Origin of the sequence: Streptomyces sp. PKU-EA00015, from assembly GCF_013387495.1 — a bacterium.
Classification (GTDB): Bacteria; Actinomycetota; Actinomycetes; order Streptomycetales; family Streptomycetaceae; genus Streptomyces.
In genome coordinates this window covers 110098-129514 of the sequence record NZ_JABZEE010000049.1, presented here as the reverse complement: position 1 = coordinate 129514, position 19417 = coordinate 110098, and the positions used below count along the sequence as shown (strand labels likewise).

The 19417-nt window shown below is 72.8% G+C and carries 13 protein-coding genes and 1 pseudogene; 6 read left to right on the top strand and 8 right to left on the bottom strand.

What is annotated here, in order from left to right:
• Window positions 1–1680, top strand: a 1680-nt coding sequence (locus HW130_RS27345) for an SUKH-4 family immunity protein (protein ID WP_177152394.1), incomplete at its 5' end; no start/stop codon positions are given.
• A 106-nt stretch (window positions 1681–1786) separates the two neighbouring features.
• Here the strand turns inward: HW130_RS27345 and HW130_RS27340 are convergent.
• The 3 genes from HW130_RS27340 to HW130_RS27330 all read right to left on the bottom strand — a co-directional run bounded on the left by HW130_RS27340 (window position 1787) and on the right by HW130_RS27330 (window position 5687).
• Window positions 1787–3397 (bottom strand): cation acetate symporter, encoded by a 1611-nt coding sequence (locus HW130_RS27340; protein WP_177152393.1) that lies wholly within the window; start codon window positions 3395–3397, stop codon window positions 1787–1789.
• Window positions 3394–3960 (bottom strand): DUF485 domain-containing protein, encoded by a 567-nt coding sequence (locus HW130_RS27335; RefSeq protein ID WP_177152392.1) that lies wholly within the window; start codon window positions 3958–3960, stop codon window positions 3394–3396. The genes HW130_RS27340 and HW130_RS27335 overlap by 4 nt, the downstream gene beginning before the upstream one ends.
• A gap of 161 nt (window positions 3961–4121) precedes the next feature.
• Window positions 4122–5687, bottom strand: a complete 1566-nt coding sequence (locus HW130_RS27330) for an MFS transporter (protein WP_309140594.1) — start codon at window positions 5685–5687, stop codon at window positions 4122–4124.
• A 357-nt stretch (window positions 5688–6044) separates the two neighbouring features.
• Between HW130_RS27330 and HW130_RS27325 the strand changes: the two genes are divergently transcribed.
• Both HW130_RS27325 and HW130_RS27320 read left to right on the top strand, forming a co-directional pair.
• Complete coding sequence (locus HW130_RS27325) at window positions 6045–6833, top strand: ABC transporter ATP-binding protein (protein ID WP_177152391.1); 789 nt, start codon at window positions 6045–6047, stop codon at window positions 6831–6833.
• Window positions 6830–9405 (top strand): annotated as a pseudogene (locus HW130_RS27320) (ABC transporter permease). The gene HW130_RS27325 and the pseudogene HW130_RS27320 overlap by 4 nt, the downstream one beginning before the upstream one ends.
• A 121-nt stretch (window positions 9406–9526) precedes the next feature.
• On the opposite strand, the gene HW130_RS27315 reads toward HW130_RS27320, so the two are convergent.
• From HW130_RS27315 to HW130_RS27305, 3 genes are read right to left on the bottom strand one after another with little or no spacing between them, the layout of a single operon-like run.
• Window positions 9527–10945, bottom strand: a complete 1419-nt coding sequence (locus tag HW130_RS27315; RefSeq protein WP_177152390.1) for a DUF2079 domain-containing protein — start codon at window positions 10943–10945, stop codon at window positions 9527–9529.
• Window positions 10946–10965: 20 nt separating this feature from the next.
• On the bottom strand, window positions 10966–11313 hold the full coding sequence (cwsA, locus tag HW130_RS27310) for a cell wall synthesis protein CwsA (protein WP_177152389.1): 348 nt from the start codon (window positions 11311–11313) through the stop codon (window positions 10966–10968).
• Window positions 11306–11800, bottom strand: coding sequence for a SigE family RNA polymerase sigma factor (locus HW130_RS27305; RefSeq protein ID WP_177152388.1), 495 nt, complete (start codon window positions 11798–11800; stop codon window positions 11306–11308). The genes cwsA and HW130_RS27305 overlap by 8 nt, the downstream gene beginning before the upstream one ends.
• Window positions 11801–12071: 271 nt before the next feature.
• Here HW130_RS27305 and mfd point away from each other — a divergent pair, with 271 nt between their 5' ends.
• Window positions 12072–15602, top strand: a complete 3531-nt coding sequence (mfd, locus tag HW130_RS27300; protein WP_177152387.1) for a transcription-repair coupling factor — start codon at window positions 12072–12074, stop codon at window positions 15600–15602.
• A 43-nt stretch (window positions 15603–15645) separates the two neighbouring features.
• Here the strand turns inward: mfd and HW130_RS27295 are convergent, their stop codons facing one another.
• Both HW130_RS27295 and HW130_RS27290 read right to left on the bottom strand, forming a co-directional pair.
• Window positions 15646–16959 carry an SGNH/GDSL hydrolase family protein gene (locus tag HW130_RS27295; protein ID WP_177152386.1) on the bottom strand — a complete coding sequence of 438 codons (1314 nt, stop codon included), beginning with the start codon at window positions 16957–16959 and terminating at the stop codon, window positions 15646–15648.
• Window positions 16960–17068: 109 nt separating this feature from the next.
• Entirely contained in the window at window positions 17069–17644 is a 576-nt protein-coding gene (locus tag HW130_RS27290; RefSeq protein ID WP_177152385.1) for a TetR/AcrR family transcriptional regulator, read from the bottom strand.
• A 96-nt stretch (window positions 17645–17740) separates the two neighbouring features.
• Between HW130_RS27290 and HW130_RS27285 the strand changes: the two genes are divergently transcribed.
• Together HW130_RS27285 and HW130_RS27280 are read left to right on the top strand one after the other, a co-directional pair.
• Window positions 17741–18607 (top strand): hypothetical protein, encoded by an 867-nt coding sequence (locus HW130_RS27285; protein WP_177152384.1) that lies wholly within the window; start codon window positions 17741–17743, stop codon window positions 18605–18607.
• A 64-nt stretch (window positions 18608–18671) separates the two neighbouring features.
• Complete coding sequence (locus HW130_RS27280; protein WP_177152383.1) at window positions 18672–19415, top strand: HNH endonuclease family protein; 744 nt, start codon at window positions 18672–18674, stop codon at window positions 19413–19415.
• Window positions 19416–19417 lie beyond the last annotated feature (2 nt).

The window sequence follows — 19417 nt, the reverse complement described above, 5'->3', positions numbered from 1 at the left end:
GGGGGCGCGACGCCTCCGCCGCCGCCCGGTGCTCCGGGCACGCCCGGCGCACGGCCGGGTGCCACGCCGCCGCCGACGGGCCCGGGGACTCCCGGCGCGCCCGCGGGCGGCTATCTGCCGACGCAACTCGTCTCGCAGCTCGGCCCGGACGGGCCGCAGCCGCCCGGGCCGTCCGGTTCGACGCCGCCGCCTCCTGGTCCGCCTGCGCCTCCTGGTGCGACGCCGCCTCCGGGTGGTGGGGTGCATCATGCGGCGACGATGCTGGCGGGTCCCGCGCAGATGGGTCCGGGTGCGCCGCAGCCTCCGGGTCCGCCGCGTCCTCCGGGTTCGACGCCGCCGCCTCCTGGTCCGCCTGCGCCTCCTGGTGCGACGCCGCCTCCGGGTGGTGGGGTGCATCATGCGGCGACGATGCTGGCGGGTCCCGCGCAGATGGGTCCGGGTGCGCCGCAGCCTCCGGGTCCGCCGCGTCCTCCGGGTTCGACGCCGCCGCCTCCTGGTCCGCCTGCGCCTCCTGGTGCGACGCCGCCTCCGGGTGGTGGGGTGCATCATGCGGCGACGATGCTGGCGGGTCCCGCGCAGATGGGTCCGGGCGCCCCGCAGCCTCCGGGGCCTCCCGGCGCCCCCGGTCCGCTGCCGCACGTGCCGGGGCCCGGGCAGCCGGCGGGCGGCCCGCCCTCGTACGGCTACCCGCAGCAGCCCTCCGGTGTGCCGACGGTCGGCCCCGGCTACCAGGCGGTGCTGCGCTACCGCGCGCCCGACGGCTCCGAGGCCCAGCTGATCCGCCGTTCGGCGCCGGGCACCCCGCATCCGGAGTGGCAGATCCTGCACGAGCTGCGCGCCATGAACGTGCCGCCGCAGCAGGTGCTGGAGCTGCACACCGAACTGGAGTCGTGCGAGCTGCCGGGGGCGTACTGCGCGCGCATGATCCGTGAGACGTGGCCGCAGGCGCGGATCACCTCGATCGCCCCGTACGGCAGGGACCACGCGTCCCGTCAGCAGGGCATGGCGCAACTGATCGCCCACCAGGGCGAGTTGCACCAGGTCGCGGACGGGCCCGCGCGGCCCGCGCCGGTGCGTGCCCCGCTGCCGCAGGTTCCGCCCGCTCCGCCGATCCCTCCGGAGGGTGTCGCGCAGGAGTTGGCGGCGGCGTTCGGCCCGCAGGGGCTGTGCCGGTTCGACCAGCGGGCGGTGTCGCGCCAGGGCGTGCCGGAGATCGTGGCGGCGACCCTGGTGTGGGCGGGCCTGCCGGGCGACTTCAATCCGTTCTTCTGGGCTCAGCCGGCCCAGCCGGTGGTGCCGACGCTCGCGGAGCTCGCCGCGCAGCGGCAGGTGCAGCCCGCGTCGGACGCGGGCTCGTACCTGGTGCTCGGCAGCGACTTCGGCCGTGCGATCTGTGTCCAGTACGGCACGGCGCACATCGTCGCGGTCCCGGTCGAGGGCGGTCCGGGCGGTGCGCCGGTGTCGCCGCAGTTCGTGAACACGGGCCTGCCCGAGTTCGTGCGCTGCATGGCGCTGCTCGGCCGCATGTGGCGGCTGCGCTTCGGGCTGAACCCGGAGCAGGCGGGCCGCTGGACGGTCGACTTCCAGGCGCAGCTGGCCGCCCTGGACCCGGCGGCGCTGTCGTCGCCGGAGAGCTGGTGGTCGGTGCTGCTGGAGCAGATGTGGGACGGGCTGCTCTGACCCGTTGAGCAACAGGCCGGGCGCCGTGGTCCGCGAGGGCGGACCACGGCGCCCGGCCGTGTGTTCAGGACTCGGGATCACCCGTCCTCGGGCGCGCCGGCGACGGTTACGACCCGGGGGTGCTTTCCACGGCGCCGGCCAGGATCGCCGGTTCCAGCTCCTCGTAGCGCTGTCGTTCCCCGGCGCGGTCGCGTTCGGACAGGACCGTGCCGAGCCGGCCCGCGAGGAAGCCCAGCGGGACGGACACGAGGCCCGTCGTCGTGAACGGGAACCAGTTGAAGTCCGCGTCCGGGAAGACGGACTGCGGCGATCCGGACACGAGGTTGCTGCCGGTCATCAGGATCAGCGAGGCGACGGTGCCCGTGACGAGGGTGGCGAGCAGGCCCGTGCGGGAGAAGCGGCGCCAGAAGAGGCTGTAGACGAGCGCCGGGGCGACCGCGGAGGCGCCGATGCAGAACGACAGGGTCAGCAGCGCCTGGAGGTTGAGGTGCCGGGCCCCGGCGGCGATGACGAGGGCGACCAGGCCGACCCCGGCCGCGGCGGCCCGGGCGATGGCCGTCTCCGTGCGGGGCGGCAGCGTCGCCCGGCGCAGCCCGTGCGCGACGAGGTCGTGCGCCAGGGTGTTGGCGCAGGCGAGCGTGATTCCGGCGACGGAGGCGAGCAGCGTGAGGAAGATCGCCGTGGCGACGGCCGTGAACAGCAGTGTTTCGAGCGTCGTCGGATCGGAGCCGAGAACGGCCTGAGTGACCATCAGGAAGGCGGTCTTGCCCTGCGGGTCTCCGGTGACGAGCGTCTCGCGCCCGACGACGGCCGCAGCGCCGAAGCCGATGACGACGCTCAGCAGGCAGGTCACGACGACGATGGAGACGGCCCACGACATCGAACGCCGCACGGCGGTCGCGCTGCGCGCGGTGAACATGCGCATCGTGATCTGCGGCAGGACGGCGGCGCCGAGCACGACCGTCAGCTGCGTGCTGATCATGTCGATTTCGTCGCCGGCGAACTGGAGCCCGGAGGCGAGGTAGGCGTCACCCGCTCCGCTGCCCCGCGCGGCGGCGTCCAGCAGTACGGGCAGGCTGAAGTCGAAGCGTTCGAGGACGAGCAGCGTGACGGCCGTGGCCGCCACCAGCAGGACGACGGTCTTGACGATCTGGATGAAGGCGGTGCCCTTCATTCCGCCGATCGCCGCGTACGCGATCATCAGCAGGCCGAGGAACACGATGGCCCCGGTCTTGAACCCGTCGGCGTGGAAGCCGAGGACGACGGCGAGCAGGTCGCCCGCGCCCGCGAGCTGGAAGACGACCAGCGGCAGCAGCGCGGTGAGGGTGACCGCGGCCGTGACGATCCGTACGGCGGGGCCGGGGGCGCGGCGGGTGAAGACGTCGCCCATGGTGAACCGGCCCGCGTTGCGCAGGGGTTCGGCCAGCAGGAACATCATCAGCACCAGGGAGAGCACGGTGCTCAGGGCGAGCGTCACCCCGTCGTAGCCGACGAGCGCGATGATGCCGATGGTGCCGAGCACGGTGCCGGCGGAGATGTAGTCGCCGGCGATGGCGAGGCCGCTCTGCACGGGAGTCAGGGAGCGGTAGCCGGTGTAGAACTCGCCCAGGTCGTCGCGGTCGGGGCCGGTCATCACGCACAGCAGCAGCGTGACCGTGATGACGGTCATGAAGGCGATCAGCGACATGGTCTGCGCCTCGGAGCTGAAGCCGGTCATGCGCGCGTACCTCCCGTGGGCTGCTGCCACGCGGCGCGGCCCGGACGGCTCTGATGTTCGGTCCGGTCGGCGGCGGCCGTCTCGGCCCGCTCCCGTATGGCGTGCGCGAGCGGGTCGACCCGTCTGCGCGCGATCCGTTCGTAGACCGCGATCGCGGCGAGCGCCACGGGCAGTTGGAGCAGCCCGAGCACGAGTCCGGTGGTCAGTCCGCCGGTGATCCGGCCCGTCATCGTTTCGGGGGCGTAGCCGGACAGGAGCAGGAAGAGGACGAAGTAGCCGAGCGCGGTCAACGTCGCGACGCGGCGCAGCCGGCGGTAGGCGGAGCCGAGTGCGCGCATGTCGACGCGGTCGTCGGGGGCGGGGTCCGGCTCCGGCTGTTGCCGGGGGGCGTCCCAGCGCTGCTGCGGCCGCTGGTGCGCGGTGTCCCAGGGGTCCTGCTGCTGCCGGGCGTCGGCCCAGGGCTGTGGGCCGTCGTCCCAGCCGTGGGACGCCGCGTCGTGCCGGTGGCGTCCGGCCGCTCTGGGCTGCGGGGGTGGTTCGGGGAAGAGCTGGTGGTACGACATCGTTCTCGCTCCTTGCCGCCACAGGGGACGGGGCGGGTGGGGCTGGTGGTCCGCGTACGTTACTCACCGGTAAAGCCCTTTCGTAAGGGGTTACTGACCGTTCGGTATGTCGTTTCGGTGACGATTCGGCGTGAGCGTGCCCGCTGCCGGTCGACGGCGTGTCAGGCGTCGGGCTTATCGGGCTTGTCGGTTATGACCGGGAATCTGCGCGGCGCCACGAACACCAGCGCCAGAAGCGCCAGTCCGGCGGCGGCCGCCGCTCCCACGTAGACGTGGTCCACCGCCGCGTCCACCGCCCTGCGGAGCGTGTCGGTCGCCGCGCCCGAGGCGGGGTGCTCCAGCGCGCGCGACACGGAGTCGAGGTCGCCGCCGCCCAGGCGGGAGACGAGCACGGCGTTGGCGACCGCGCCGAACAGGGCCGCGCCCACCGACTGGCCCACCTGGCGGCAGAAGAGGACCGACGCGGTCGTCGTGCCGCGCTCGGACCAGCCGACCGTGGACTGGACGCCGACGATCAGGGGGAGCTGGAAGAGCCCGAGCGCGGCGCCGAGCAGCAGCATGATGAGCGCCGGCTGCCAGGGCGCCCCGGGGAACGGCAGCAGGGGGAACGCGAGCAGGATCAGCATGGCCAGGCCGATGCCGATGATCGCGGTCAGGCGGAAGCCGATGCGTGTGTAGACGTGGTTGGACAGCGCGGCGCTGACCGGCCAGCTCAGCGTCATCACCGAGAGGACGAAGCCCGCCGCGATGGGCCCGAGGCCGAGGACGGACTGGGCGTACGTCGGCAGGAACACCGTGGGCGCCACCATCAACAGGCCGAGCGCCCCCAGGGCGAGGTTCACCGCCGCGATGGTGCGGCGGCGCCAGACCCAGCCGGGGATGATCGGCTCGGCGGCACGGCGCTCGACGACGACCGTGGCGGCGATCAGGACGGCACTGCCGCCGAACAGCGCGAGGGAGGGCGCCGACAGCCAGGGCCAGGCGATGCCGCCCTGGACCAGGGCGGTGAGCAGCAGGCTGCCCGCCGCGAAGACGAGCAGCGCTCCGGCCCAGTCGACGCGGGGACGGGCCGCGGGCGCGGGGCGGGACGGCTCGACCAGGTGGCGGACGACCAGCCACAGCGCGACGGCACCGACCGGCAGGTTGAGCAGGAAGATCCAGCGCCAGTCGGCGTACGCGGCGAGCAGCCCGCCGATCGCCGGGCCCGCCACCGCCGACGTCGCCCACACCGTCGACAGCCTCGCCTGGATCCGGGGCCGTTCCTTCAGCGGATACAGGTCGGCGGCGATCGTCTGCACCGTGCCCTGGAGCGCGCCGCCGCCCAGCCCCTGGACGACGCGGAACGCGATGAGTGCGGCCATGTTCCAGGCGACGGCGCACAGCAGGGAGCCGATCAGGAACAGCACGATGCCGGCGACGAGGACGGGCTTGCGGCCGAAGGTGTCCGACAGCTTGCCGTAGACGGGCAGGGTGACGGTGACAGCGAGCAGGTAGCCGGAGAACAGCCAGGAGAAGACGGAGAACCCGCCGAGATCGCCCACGATCTGCGGTACGGCGGTGGACACGATGGTCCCGTCGAGCGCGGCGAGCGCCATCCCGAGCATGAGCGCCGCGACCACTGGCCCGCGGCGTCCCGTGGCCGGGTCAGCCTGCCCGCCGCCCCCCGCCGCCGAGGTGCCGGTCGCCGGGGAGGCCGCGCTGCCCCGGGGTGTCTCCTCCACGCTCACGTCCAGATCCTTTCCCCCTGCATCTATTTCCGGGGGACACCCTCTCACTTGAACCTGACGCAGGGGGAGGGTGCACGCTCGTCGTACCGCGCCTCCACCTGAGGGTGGAGGGCCCCTAGGGGGTTGTCCTTACTTCCGCTCAGGGAGCGGTCGTCCCGGCGGACGACGAGAACTGCCGGGCCCGTTCCTTACCTTGGTCCTACAGCCCCGGTCGGGGCCGCGCACCGGCGGGGGGTGGGGAAAACCCCCGGCCAGGACTGCGCTGCGCACCAGCGCGCGTGACCGCTTCTGTCGCAAGACTCGACTCGTACCCGTGGCGATCGGACGTCGTCACTTCCCACAGCTAGGAGACCTACCGTGACTACGGCTGTAACCACCCCCGCCCACGGGGAGACCGGAGGGCGCACGGCCGTCGCCGCACGGGGGCGGCAGGTCGTCAAGGCTTACGGCGCCGGGGAGACCCGGGTCGTCGCGCTCGACCACGTCGATGTGGACATCGCCCGCGGGCAGTTCACCGCCATCATGGGCCCGTCCGGCTCGGGCAAGTCGACGCTGATGCACTGCCTGGCCGGCCTCGACACCGTCACCTCCGGGCAGATCTTCCTCGACGACACCGAGATCACCGGCCTCAAGGACAAGAAGCTGACGCAGCTGCGCCGGGACCGGATCGGGTTCATCTTCCAGGCGTTCAACCTGCTGCCGACGCTGAACGCCCTGGAGAACATCACGCTCCCCATGGACATCGCCGGCCGTAAGCCGGACGCCGCCTGGCTGAACAGGGTCGTCGAGACCGTCGGCCTGGCGGAGCGGCTGAAGCACCGGCCGACCCAGCTGTCCGGCGGCCAGCAGCAGCGCGTCGCCGTCGCCCGCGCGCTGGCCGCCCGGCCGGAGATCATCTTCGGTGACGAGCCGACCGGGAACCTCGACTCGCGGGCGGGCGCCGAAGTCCTCGGCTTCCTGCGCCGCTCCGTCGACGAACTCGGCCAGACCATCGTGATGGTCACGCACGACCCGGTCGCCGCCTCCTACGCGGACCGCGTGCTCTACCTCGCCGACGGCCGCATCGTCGACGAGATGCTCCGGCCCACCGCCGACGCCGTCCTCGACCGCATGAAGGACTTCGACGCCCGGGGGCGTACGTCATGAGCGTCCTCAAGACCTCCCTGCGCAACTTCTTCGCGCACAAGGGCCGCATGGCCCTGTCCGCGGTGGCGGTGCTGCTGTCCGTGGCCTTCGTGTCGGGCACGCTGGTGTTCACCGACACCATGAACACCACGTTCGACAAGCTCTTCGCCGTGACCGCCTCCGACGTCACCGTCAGCCCCAAGGGCTCCGGCGACGACGAGAGCCCGGCCGCCGGCAGGCCCGAGGCCCTGCCGGCCTCCCTCGTCGACGAGATCGCCTCCGCGGAGGGTGTCGCCTCCGCCGAGGGCGCGGTCATGAGCATGAGCGTGACCGTCGTCGACTCGGCCAACAAGAACATGGGCTCGGACGGCGGAGCCCCGACGATCGCCGCCAACTGGACGAAGAACGAGCTCAAGTCCATGGAGATCACCTCCGGCCACGCACCCCGTGGCCCCACCGAGGTGATGGTCGACGCCGACACCGCCGACAAGCACGGCCTGAAGCTCGGCGACGAACTGCGCACGATCGCCGTCACCGGCGACCTGACCGCGAAGATCTCCGGTATCGCCTCCTTCAAGGTCACCAACCCCGGCGCGGCCGTCGTCTACTTCGACACCGCGACCGCCCAGCGTGGACTCCTCGGCAGGGAGGGGCAGTTCACGCATGTCCTGGTCACCGCCGCGCCCGGCGTGGCGGACGAGCAGCTCAAGAAGAACGTGGCCGCCGTCTTGGACGCCCCGTACAAGCTGCAGACCGCGAAGGAAGCGGCGGACGCGGGCCGCGAGGAGGTCAGCTCCTTCCTCGACGTGATGAAGTACGCGATGCTCGGCTTCGCCGGGATCGCGCTCCTCGTCGGCATCTTCCTGATCGTCAACACCTTCTCGATGCTGGTCGCCCAGCGCACCCGCGAGATCGGCCTGATGCGGGCGATCGGCTCCAGCCGCAGGCAGGTCAACCGTTCCGTGCTCGTGGAGGCGGTGCTGCTCGGCGTGGTCGGCTCCGTCGCCGGCGTCGCGGCCGGTGTGGGCCTGGCCGTCGGGCTGATGAAGCTCATGGGCGCGGTCGGCATGAACCTCTCGACCGACGACCTGACCGTGAAGTGGACGACCCCCGCGGTCGGCCTGGTGCTCGCATCGTCGTGACCGTGCTCGCCGCCTACGTCCCGGCCCGCCGGGCCGGCAAGGTCTCCCCGATGGCCGCGCTGCGCGACGCCGGAACCCCGGCGGACGGCCGGGCCGGACGGGTCCGCGCCGTCATCGGCCTCGTCCTCACGGGCGCCGGCGCGGCCGCGCTCGTCGTCGCCACCCGGGCCGACAAGGCGAGCGAGGGATCGATGTTCCTCGGCCTGGGCGTCGTGCTGTCCCTGATCGGCTTCATCGTCATCGGCCCGCTGCTGGCGGGCGTCGTGGTCCGGGTGATCAGCGCCCTGGTGCTGCGGATGTTCGGCCCGGTGGGACGCATGGCGGAGCGCAACGCGCTGCGCAACCCGCGCCGGACCGGAGCGACCGGCGCCGCCCTGATGATCGGCCTCGCGCTGGTGGCCTGCCTGTCCGTGGTCGGCTCGTCGATGGTCGCCTCGGCGACACAGGAGCTGGACAAGTCGGTCGGCGCGGACTTCATCGTGCAGTCCTCGGCCAACGACGGCCGGGCGATCGTGCCGAAGGCCCAGCAGGCGCTGGAGAAGGCGCCGGACATCGCGCACATCACCGAGTACCGGTCCGTGCGGGCGAGGATCACCGGCCCCGACGGCGCCTTCGAGGACCTGAACCTGGTCGCCGCCGACCCGACGTACGCCGACGACCTGCGCCGCGAGACCGTGGCGGGCGAGCTGAAGGCCGCGTACGGCAAGGACGCGATGTCCGTCGGCGACGACTACGCGAAGAAGCACGGCGTGGAGGTCGGCGACTCGCTCCAGGTGGCGTTCAAGAACGGGCGGCGCGCGGACCTGAAGGTCGCCGCGATCACCTCCGACGACACGAACGTCGACAAGGGCGCGATGTACCTGAACCTCACGACCGCCGCCCGGTACGTCCCGGCCGACAGGATGCCCCAGAACCTGATCATGTTCGCCAAGGCGGTGGACGGCAAGGAGAAGGAGGCCTACGCCGCCCTGAAGAAGTCGCTGGCCCACTACCCGCAGTACAAGGTGCAGAACCAGACCGACTTCAAGCAGGACCTCAAGGACCAGATCGGCCAGCTGCTGAACATCGTCTACGGCCTGCTGGCGCTCGCGATCATCGTCGCGGTCCTCGGTGTGGTGAACACCCTCGCCCTGTCGGTGGTCGAGCGGACCCGGGAGATCGGCCTGATGCGCGCGATCGGCCTCTCGCGCCGCCAGCTGCGCCGCATGATCCGTCTGGAGTCGGTCGTCATCGCCCTCTTCGGTGCGCTGCTCGGACTCGGCCTGGGCATGGGCTGGGGCGCCTCGGCGCAGAAGCTGCTGGCGCTGGAGGGCCTGGGCGTCCTGGAGATCCCGTGGCCGACGATCATCACGGTCTTCGTGGCATCGGCGTTCGTGGGCCTGTTCGCGGCGCTGGTGCCGGCGTTCCGCGCGGGCCGGATGAACGTGCTGAACGCCATCGCCACGGAGTAGCGCGGCGGCGGGCCCGGTACGGGGGTCCGGGCCCGGCACGAAGGCGGCGGCCCCGGGTGTCCACGACGGACGCTCGGGGCCGCCGCCGTGCGCGGGTGAGTCGGGGCGGGCGGCGCGGGTGTCAGGCGCGGCGCTCCAGCACGACGTAGCCGCTTGCCGCACCGGCCTGGCGGTAGCGCGCCTCGGGGTGGAGCCGCCGTGCGTACGCCAGTGGGTCACCGGCCCATCCGGAGCGGTTGTCCAGGGCGATGAAGTCCGGGGTCGTTCCTCGTGCGTTGCCCACCCACAGGACCCGGCAGCGGCCGGTGAGCCTGCTGATCGGTCCGACGTTCGCCTCGACCGTCGCACCGTCGGGGATGCGGGCCAGCAGGTCCTCGACGGCCGTCACCGCCGCGCTCTTGCGGTAGGCGGCGGGGTCGGCCAGGGCCGACAGCGGCAGTGCGGTGGTGAGCGCGAGTGCCGCGCCGGCCGCACAGGCGGGCAGCCGGTGCGCGTAGGCCCGTAGCCACGGGCGGCGGCTGCGGTCCGCCGTGCGGACCGCGTCGGCGAGGGCGAGGGCGAGAACCGGCATCAGCACGGCGCTGTAGTGCCAGTCCGTGGACCAGTAGTGGTCGTCGGCGGACAGGAAGCGCCAGCCGACCGTGGGCAGGGCCACGAGAAGCAGGGGTGAACGGAGGGCGATCAGGCCGGTGGGGAGGAGCAGCCAGGCCAGCGTGCGGAGTTTGACGTCGGCGCCGGCGAACGGGGACAGACCGCCGTCGATCTTGGCCCAGTAGTCGTAGCCGCCCGTGGTGTTGAAGGCCGGTATGACGACGGTGAGCGTCAGCAGGGTGGCCGCCGTGCCGAAGGCGGCGAGCCCGAGCCCGCACAGGGCGCTGCGCGGCGCCGCCCGGCGGGCGCGCCAGGCCACGACGAGCCCGATCGCCGCGGCGGTCAGGCCCAGGTCCTCCTTGACCAGTACCAGGGGCACCGCGCACATCAGGGCGGCGCGCCACCGTCCGCGCAGGAGGGCCTCCAGCGAGAACGCGATGAGGGGGACCGCGAAGCAGATCTCGTGGAAGTCGAAGTCGACCGCGCGCTGGATGCCCCACGACAGTCCGTAGGCGACGGCGACCGCGAGCCCGCAGGCGCGTCCGAGCAGACGGCCGGCCGCGCGGGCGACGGGAACGGCGGAGAGCGCGAAGAGCGCCGACTGGGCGACGAGCAGGGTGACGGGGGAGGGGAAGAGCCGGTACGCGGGGGCCAGCAGAGCGGTCACGGGGCTGAAGTGGTCGCCCAGTATGTGGGTGCCCGGTCCCTTCAGGTCGGCGATGGGCGCCTGGAGGCGGGAGTAGGCGCGGATCGCCTGCTCGAAGATGCCCAGATCCCAGGAGAGGGTCTCCATACGGCGGTGCCGCAGCACCGAGACGGCCGTGTAGGCGACGAAGAGCGCGAGCGCGAGGGCGTGCGGCGAGCGGTTCCGGCGCCGCGCGGGCACGGCGGGCGCGGTGCCGGGACCGGGCATCGCGTTCTCGGGCGTGGCGAGGAGAGCTCCGTGCATGGCGGGTGAACCTCTTCGGGTCAGGAGGGCATCGACGAGGACGCGCCGGGCGCAACAGTGGGCGTGGGGGAGGGACTGCCGGGCAGGTCCGGCCCGATCGGTGAAGGCAGCTCCGACGAGGGCGGCGCCGCCGGCGGCGCGGGGCCGTCCGACGCGAGCCGCAGCCCGGCGAACGCCCCCGCCCCGGCCAGCACGCACACGGCGCAGGCCGCGACCAGGGCATGGCGACGGCGGCGCCGCCGCGCCCCTCGCTCGGCGATCTTGGCGACCGGTTCGGGCACGATCCCGCCCGCCCCGGCCGCGGCCGCCCGTTTGAGCGCGTCGCCGAGGGCCTCGTCGTCCCGGAAACCCCTGGGGAACTCAGACACCGTGGTCCTCCTCGGCGGTGAGCCGGGGCCGCAGTGCGGCCCGTGCGCGGGAGAGGTGAGTCTTGACCGTCCCGGAGGACAGGCCGGTCTCGGCCGCCACCTGCTCGACAGTGAGATCGCAGACGTAGTGCAGGACGGCGACCCGCCGCTGCCGGTCCGACAGCCCGCGCAGCGCGTCCACCAGGACGACCGTCCCCGGTTCCGGTTCGGGAGCCGTCGGCGGCGCGCCGCCGTGCCGCCTGCGCCACGCCTCGTCGGACCGCCCGCGCCTGCGCCACCGGCTGACCGCGAGCCTCCAGGCGACCGTACGGATCCACGCCTCGGGCCCCGCGTCGCGGGAGAGCCGGGAACGGCGCGCCCAGGCCCGTACGAACGCCTCCTGGACCACGTCCTGGGCCTCGTGCAGGTCCCCCGTCATCAGGTAGAGCTGTCCCACCAGCGGTTTGAGGGAGTGAGCGTAGAACTCCTCGAACTCCTCGACGGTCAATGCGGCTCCCGGTCGGTCGGACGCGTCCGGGTTCGGACAGGTCTCACTGCCTGTACGCCCGGCGGACCGCATCCGGTTGACACCCGGACCGGAGAAGTTCCGGCTCCCGGCCGGCGGCGCTGGGATCGGGACGCGGGTGTCGTACCGCCGTCGTACGCTGGAGACCCCCGGCACGCCCCTGGTCTTCGACATGGGGAACCCCAGACGTGTCGGGCGCATCGCGTTGCCCATTCCGGGGATCCTCCCGGTCCTCCTGGACGGAAAGCCCTTCATGAGCCTGCACGGTCTGCTGGATGCCGTCGTACGTGACCCGGCGCTCGCCGAAGCGGTCAAGGCGGCCGGGGACGGTCACCGGACGCACGTCGATCTGGTGGGGCCGCCCGCCGCGCGGCCCTTCGCCGTGGCCGCCCTCGCCCGCGAGGCGGGCAGGCCCGTGCTGGCCGTCACCGCGACCGGCCGCGAGGCCGAGGACCTGGCCGCTGCGCTGCGCTCGCTGCTGCCCGGTGAGGGCGTCGTCGAGTACCCCTCCTGGGAGACGCTGCCGCACGAGCGGCTGTCGCCCCGTTCCGACACGGTCGGCCGCCGCCTCGCCGTGCTGCGCCGCCTCGCGCACCCCTCGCCCGACGACCCGGCGGCAGGCCCCGTCCAGGTCGTCGTCGCGCCTGTGCGCTCCGTGCTGCAGCCGCAGGTCAAGGGCCTCGGCGACCTGGAGCCCGTGGAGCTGCGCACCGGTTGGCAGGCCGATCTGAACGAGGTCGTGGAGGGCCTCGCCGCCGCGGCGTACTCCCGGGTCGAACTGGTCGAGAAGCGCGGCGAGTTCGCCGTGCGCGGCGGCATCCTGGACGTCTTCCCGCCGACCGAGGAGCACCCCCTGCGGGTGGAGTTCTGGGGCGACGACGTCGAGGAGATCCGTTACTTCAAGGTCGCCGACCAGCGCTCGCTGGAGGTCGCCGAGCACGGGCTGTGGGCGCCGCCGTGCCGCGAGCTGCTGCTGACCGACGACGTACGGCGGCGGGCCGCGGCGCTCGCCGAGGCGCACCCGGAGCTCGGGGAGCTGCTCGGCAAGATCGCCGAGGGCATCGCGGTCGAGGGCATGGAGTCCCTGGCCCCCGTGCTCGTCGACGACATGGAGCTGCTGCTGGACGTCCTGCCGAAGGGCGCCATGGCCGTCGTGTGCGACCCGGAGCGGGTGCGGACGAGGGCCGCCGATCTCGTCGCGACGAGTCAGGAGTTCCTCCAGGCGTCGTGGGCGGCGACCGCGGGGGGAGGGGAGGCCCCCATCGACCTCGGCGCGGCCTCGCTGTGGGGCATCGCGGACGTGCGGGACCGGGCCCGCGAGCTCGGCATGATGTGGTGGTCGGTGTCCCCGTTCGCCGCCGACGCCGACCTCGACGAGGACACGCTCAAGCTGGGCATGCACGCCCCGGAGACGTACCGCGGCGACACCGCCCGGGCGCTCGCCGACACCAAGGGCTGGCTGGCCGACGGCTGGCGCACGGTCTACGTCACCGAGGCGCACGGGCCGGCCTCCCGCACCGTCGAGGTGCTGGGCGGCGAGGGCATCGCGGCCCGCCTCGAAGCGGACCTCGCCGAGATCTCGCCGTCCGTCGTCCATGTCGCCTGCGGCTCCATCGACCACGGGTTCGTCGATCCGGCGCTCCGGCTCGCCGTCCTCACCGAGACCGACCTGTCCGGCCAGAAGGCGGCCGGCAAGGACGGCCAGCGGATGCCGACCCGGCGCCGCAAGACCATCGACCCGCTCACGCTGGAGACCGGGGACTACATCGTCCACGAACAGCACGGCGTCGGCCGCTACATCGAGATGGTGCAGCGCACCGTGCAGGGCGCGACCCGCGAGTACCTGCTCGTCGAGTACGCCCCGGCCAAGCGCGGCCAGCCCGGCGACCGGCTCTACATCCCCACCGACCAGCTGGAGCAGGTCACCAAGTACGTGGGCGGCGAGGCGCCGACACTGCACCGGCTCGGCGGCGCGGACTGGACGAAGACCAAGGCGCGCGCCAAGAAGGCGGTCAAGGAGATCGCCGCCGACCTCATCAAGCTGTACTCGGCCCGGATGGCCGCCCCCGGCCACGCCTTCGGTCCCGACACGCCCTGGCAGCGGGAGCTGGAGGACGCCTTCGCGTACGTGGAGACGCCCGACCAGCTGTCCACGATCGCCGAGGTCAAGGAGGACATGGAGAAGACGGTCCCCATGGACCGCCTGGTCTGCGGCGACGTCGGCTACGGAAAGACGGAGATCGCGGTGCGGGCCGCCTTCAAGGCGGTGCAGGACGGCAAGCAGGTCGCGGTCCTCGTCCCGACGACACTGCTGGTGCAGCAGCACTTCGGCACGTTCTCCGAGCGCTACTCGCAATTCCCCGTCGTCACGCGCGCATTGTCCCGTTTCCAGTCGGACGGGGAGGCCAGGGCGACGCTGGAGGGACTGCGGGACGGTTCCGTCGACATCGTCATCGGCACGCACCGGCTCTTCTCGTCCGAGACGAAGTTCAAGGACCTGGGGCTGGTCATCGTCGACGAGGAGCAGCGCTTCGGCGTCGAGCACAAGGAGCAGCTGAAGAAGCTCCGCGCCAACGTGGACGTGCTGACCATGTCCGCCACGCCCATTCCGCGGACCCTGGAGATGGCGGTCACGGGCATCCGCGAGATGTCGACCATCACGACGCCTCCGGAGGAGCGGCACCCGGTGCTGACCTTCGTCGGCCCGTACGAGGAGAAGCAGATCGGCGCGGCCGTGCGGCGCGAACTGCTGCGCGAGGGCCAGGTCTTCTACATCCACAACCGCGTCGAGTCGATCGACCGGGCGGCCGCGCGGCTGCGGGAGATCGTGCCCGAGGCCCGGATCGCCACGGCCCACGGCCAGATGGGCGAGAGCGCCCTGGAGCAGGTGGTCGTGGACTTCTGGGAGAAGAAGTTCGACGTGCTCGTGTCGACCACGATCGTCGAGTCCGGCATCGACATCTCCAATGCCAACACCCTCATCGTGGAGCGCGGCGACAACTTCGGCCTCTCCCAGCTGCACCAGCTGCGCGGCCGCGTCGGCCGCGGCCGCGAGCGGGGTTACGCGTACTTCCTCTACCCGCCGGAGAAGCCGCTCACGGAGACGGCGCACGAGCGCCTCGCGACGATCGCCCAGCACACCGAGATGGGCGCCGGCATGTACGTCGCCATGAAGGACCTGGAGATCCGCGGCGCGGGCAACCTGCTCGGCGGCGAGCAGTCCGGCCATATCGCGGGCGTCGGCTTCGACCTGTACGTGCGGATGGTCGGCGAGGCCGTCGCGGACTACCGGGCCTCGCTGGAGGGCGGTGTGGAGGAGGAGCCGCCGCTGGAGGTCAAGATCGAGCTGCCGGTCGACGCGCACGTCCCGCACGACTACGCGCCGGGCGAGCGGCTGCGGCTCCAGGCGTACCGCGCGATCGCCTCCGCCAACTCGGAGGAGGACGTCAAGGCGGTCCGCGAGGAGCTCACCGACCGCTACGGCAAGCTGCCGGAGCCCGTCGAGAACCTGCTGCTGGTGGCGGGCCTGCGGATGCTGGCGCGGGCGTGCGGCGTCGGCGAGATCGTGCTCCAGGGGCCCAACATCCGTTTTGCGCCCGTGGAATTGCGCGAGTCGCAGGAGCTGAGGCTGAAGCGGCTGTACCCGCGCACGGTGATCAAGCCGGCCGCCCGCCAGATCCTGGTCCCGCGCCCGACGACGGGCAAGATCGGCGGAAAGCCGGTGGTGGGCCGCGAACTGCTGGCGTGGACGGGCGAGTTCCTGACGACGATCCTGGGGTCGTAACGGACGGGCGCCCGGGGGCATCGGTCCCGGGCGCCCGCACGCGTCAGAGCTCGTCGAGCTCCAGGGCCTCGGCCATCGCCCGGTAGCCGGCGTCGCCCGGGTGCAGGTGGTCGCCCGAGTCGTAGGCCGGGAGGATGCGGTCGGGGTCGGCGGGGTCGGCCACGGCGCGGTCGAAGTCGACGACGGCGTCGTACTCGCCGGAGGTGCGGATCCAGTGGTTGAACGCGTCCCGCTTGGCCTCGTTCTCCGGGGTGCCGTAGAAGGAGCCCTTGATCGGTGTCAGGGTCGCGCCGACCACCTTGATGCCCTTGGCGTGCGCCTGGCGGATCAGTGAGCGGTGGCCCTCGATCAGCTGCTCGACCGACACCTCGGGGGTGGGGCCGTCCGTCCAGCTGTTCCCCCCGATGTCATTGATGCCTTCCAGCACGATGACCGTGCGCACGCCGGGCTCGGTGAGCACGTCCTTCTTGAAGCGGGCGATGCCCTTCTCGCCGGCCCAGGTCGTGTCGTTGGTGACCTGGTTGCCGCCGATCCCGTGGTTGAGGACGCTGCGGGGCTTCCCGGCGGCGGCGAAACGCTCGGCCAGCTCGTCGGGGTAGCGGTTGTTCACGTCGTTCGTGCCGCCGACCCCGTCGGTGATGGAGTCGCCGAACGTCACCACGCCGTCCCGGCGTGCCGTCCGAACGCCGGTGATCTCGACTCCGGAGAGGTAGTACCAGGAGGTGCTGGTCTCCGTGAACGCCGAGCCGCCGACATCGGCACGGTGGTCGCCGCCGGCCCGGTAGCTCGTCGCTCCGGCGAAGTGGTGGAAGGTGGCCGGGCCGGTCTCCTCGGCCAGGTACAGCGTGACCGTCACGGACTCCAGCGCCCGTACCGTGAACGGCACCCCGTCGCTGAGTGCCGTGCCGCCCGCCGGAATGGTGACGGACCGCCCCTTGCCGAAGGAGAGCTGTCGCAGGGAGCCGGGCCGGACCGCACCGCCCTCGGCCGTGCGGGCCACCGTCGCTCCGGTGATCCGCAGCGGGGTGGTGCCGTAGCGGTTGGAGAGTTCGATACGCGCCCTGGTGCCGCCGGTCGAGACGCGGACCACCTGTCGGACCGTGTGGTCCGAGAAGCCCCGCGTCGACCAGTTGGGGCCGAAGGGCGCCGCCGGTGCCTGCGGTGAGGCGGCCCAGGCGCCCCGCCACGCACCGGCGTTGCGATCGGCCGCGCCGGCATCTGCGGGGTGCTCGGCCGCGACGGCGCCCGATCCCCCGGCTGTGCCCTGCCCGTCGGCGACCGGCAGTGCGGTGAGGCCGGCCGCTGCCAGCAGGGCGATGCCCGTGCGCCGCCACCGTATGGAGTTCGTGGATCTCATGCGGTCCCCGCCCGTTGCTCGTTCCGAAGCCGATCGCGAAGGTGCGTCAGCCGGTCGCGAAGGTGCGTCGCGTTGGTTGCGAACACCTTCAAGTGGCGGTCGACTCCGGTTATTCCCGGGGGACTTGGCGCATCTCCGGTGTGAACAGCAGGCCGGTGAGAGTGCGGAACATCTCCTCCGGATCACGGTCGTCGAGCGGGGCGGTCAGGTTGTGGGTGAGCAGCAGCGTCGCGAAACCGTGTGCCAGGGACCAGGCCGCGATGCCGGCGGTGCGGGGGTCCGGGGTCGTGCCGAGCGTGGTGATGCCGGCGCGCAGCTCGGCCGAGGCGCGTTCCTTGGCGGCCAGCAGGCCCGGGTCGCCGGTGCGGTAGAGGTCCGGCTGGAACATGACCTGGAAGTGCGCGGGGTGCGCGAGGGCGAAGCGGACGTACGCCACGCCCCGTTCGCGCAAGTCCGGTGCCTGGGCGAGCGCGTCGGCCAGCAGCGCGTAGCCCTCGGCCGCGATCGCCGTGAGCAGGCCGGCCCGGTCCTTGAAGTGGTGGGCGGGCGCCGCATGGGAGACGCCCGCCCGGCGGGCGAGGTCGCGCAGGCTGAGTGCGGCGGGGCCCTCGGCGGAGATGACGTCGAGGGCCGCCGCCAGGACCGCCCGCCGCAGATCGCCGTGGTGGTAGGTGCGCTCACGCATGAGTCCAGGCTACGCGGAATCTAGTCATTGACAAGTTACCCGCTCGGGAGCAATCTAGGCAGTGGCTAGACAAGGCAGGTGACGGGAGGAGGCGTCATGACCGACGAACTCGGGCGCGTACGGCAGATGTGGCATCTGCTGGAGCCCCTGCACGCCCTGCTGTACTACGCGCCGCCGGCCTTCGAGGAGGCCGCGGCCCTCGGCTACGACACCGACGAGCGCTGGCCCAGCTACTTCGCCTGGCGCGCCGCACCCCTGGGCGAGGCGGGGACCGCACAGGTCTCCTCCGCGTTCCACAGCTTCAGCCCGCGGATGGTGGCCCGGTACGTGCCCGCCGCCTGGCGGACCGCCGCGCCGGGCGACGTCCTCGCGGCACGGCTGCGCGCCGTCGACCGCATGTACCGCGACGTCCTCACGGACGCCATCGGCACGCCCGCCCTCGGCGAGGCTGCCGCGCTCGCCCGCCGCGCCGCAGAGGCCGCCGACGGCGCCGGCCGGCCCCTCGCCGCCGCCAACGCCGCGCTGCCCTGGGCCGACGAGCCGCACCTCGTCCTGTGGCAGGCCGCCACGATCCTGCGCGAGCACCGCGGTGACGGGCACATCGCCGCCCTGCTGACCGCCGGACTCGACCCGGTCGAGTCGCTGGTCTCCTTCGCCGGCGTCGGCGCCGCTCCTGTCGAGACCTTCGCCGGTCGGGGCTGGAGCGAGGCCGAGTGGCGCGCCGGACGCGAACGGCTCGCCGCGCGCGGGCTGGTGGACCACGACGGCACGGCCACCACCGAAGGACGCGCCCTGCGCGCCGAGATCGAGCGGCGTACGGACGAGACGGTCGCCGCGCCGTGGCGGGCCCTCGGCCCCGACGACACCACGCGCCTGTCCGAACTGCTCGGACCCTACTGGCTCGCGGCGCTCGGCACGGGCCTGCTGCCCGCGCAGAACACGCTCGGGATCGGGAAGGTCTGACAGCCGGGCCCGCATCCGCGCACTCCGCCGTCCGCGCGGTCCCCGGGCCCGGTAGCGTACCGGCGTGACAAGACACGGGACGTTCGCCGGAGGGGCCGCGCTGCTGGCCGTCGTCGTGCTCGCCGGATGCGACGGCACCGGAGCCCGGCCCGGCGCCGACGCCCGGGATGCCTCCCCCGGCACCAGTCCCCTCGACAACCCCGAGGGGACCCGGCCCGGTCTCGGCGCCCTCACCACCGACCGCGAGCGGGCGGACGCCCGCGAGATCATCGCAGCGCTGGCCACCAAGGGGCGGGGGCCCAGGACCGGTTACGACCGGGACGAGTTCGGCTACGCGTGGCTGGACACGGCGGACGGCGTGCCGTTCGCCCGGAACGGCTGCGACACCCGCAACGACCTGCTCGCCCGCGACGGTCACGACATAGCCCACCGCTCGGGCTCCGAATGCGTGGTGGTGCGCATGACGCTGGCCGACCCGTACACCGGCAGGACCATCGAGTGGCGCAAGCGCCGGGCGGCCGAGGTGCAGATAGACCACGTCGTGCCGCTGTCGTACAGCTGGCAGATGGGGGCGGCCCGCTGGGACGAAGCCAAGCGGCGGCGCCTCGCGAACGACCCGCTGAATCTGCTGCCGGTCGAGGGCCGCGCGAACAGCGCCAAGGGCGACTCGGGGCCGGCCTCCTGGCTGCCGCCCCACAAGCGCGTCCGCTGCTCCTACGCCGTGCGCTTCGCCCAGGTGTCGACGGCGTACGAACTGCCCGTGACGGCGGCCGACAAGAGGGCGATGCTGCGTCAGTGCGGTGGCTGACT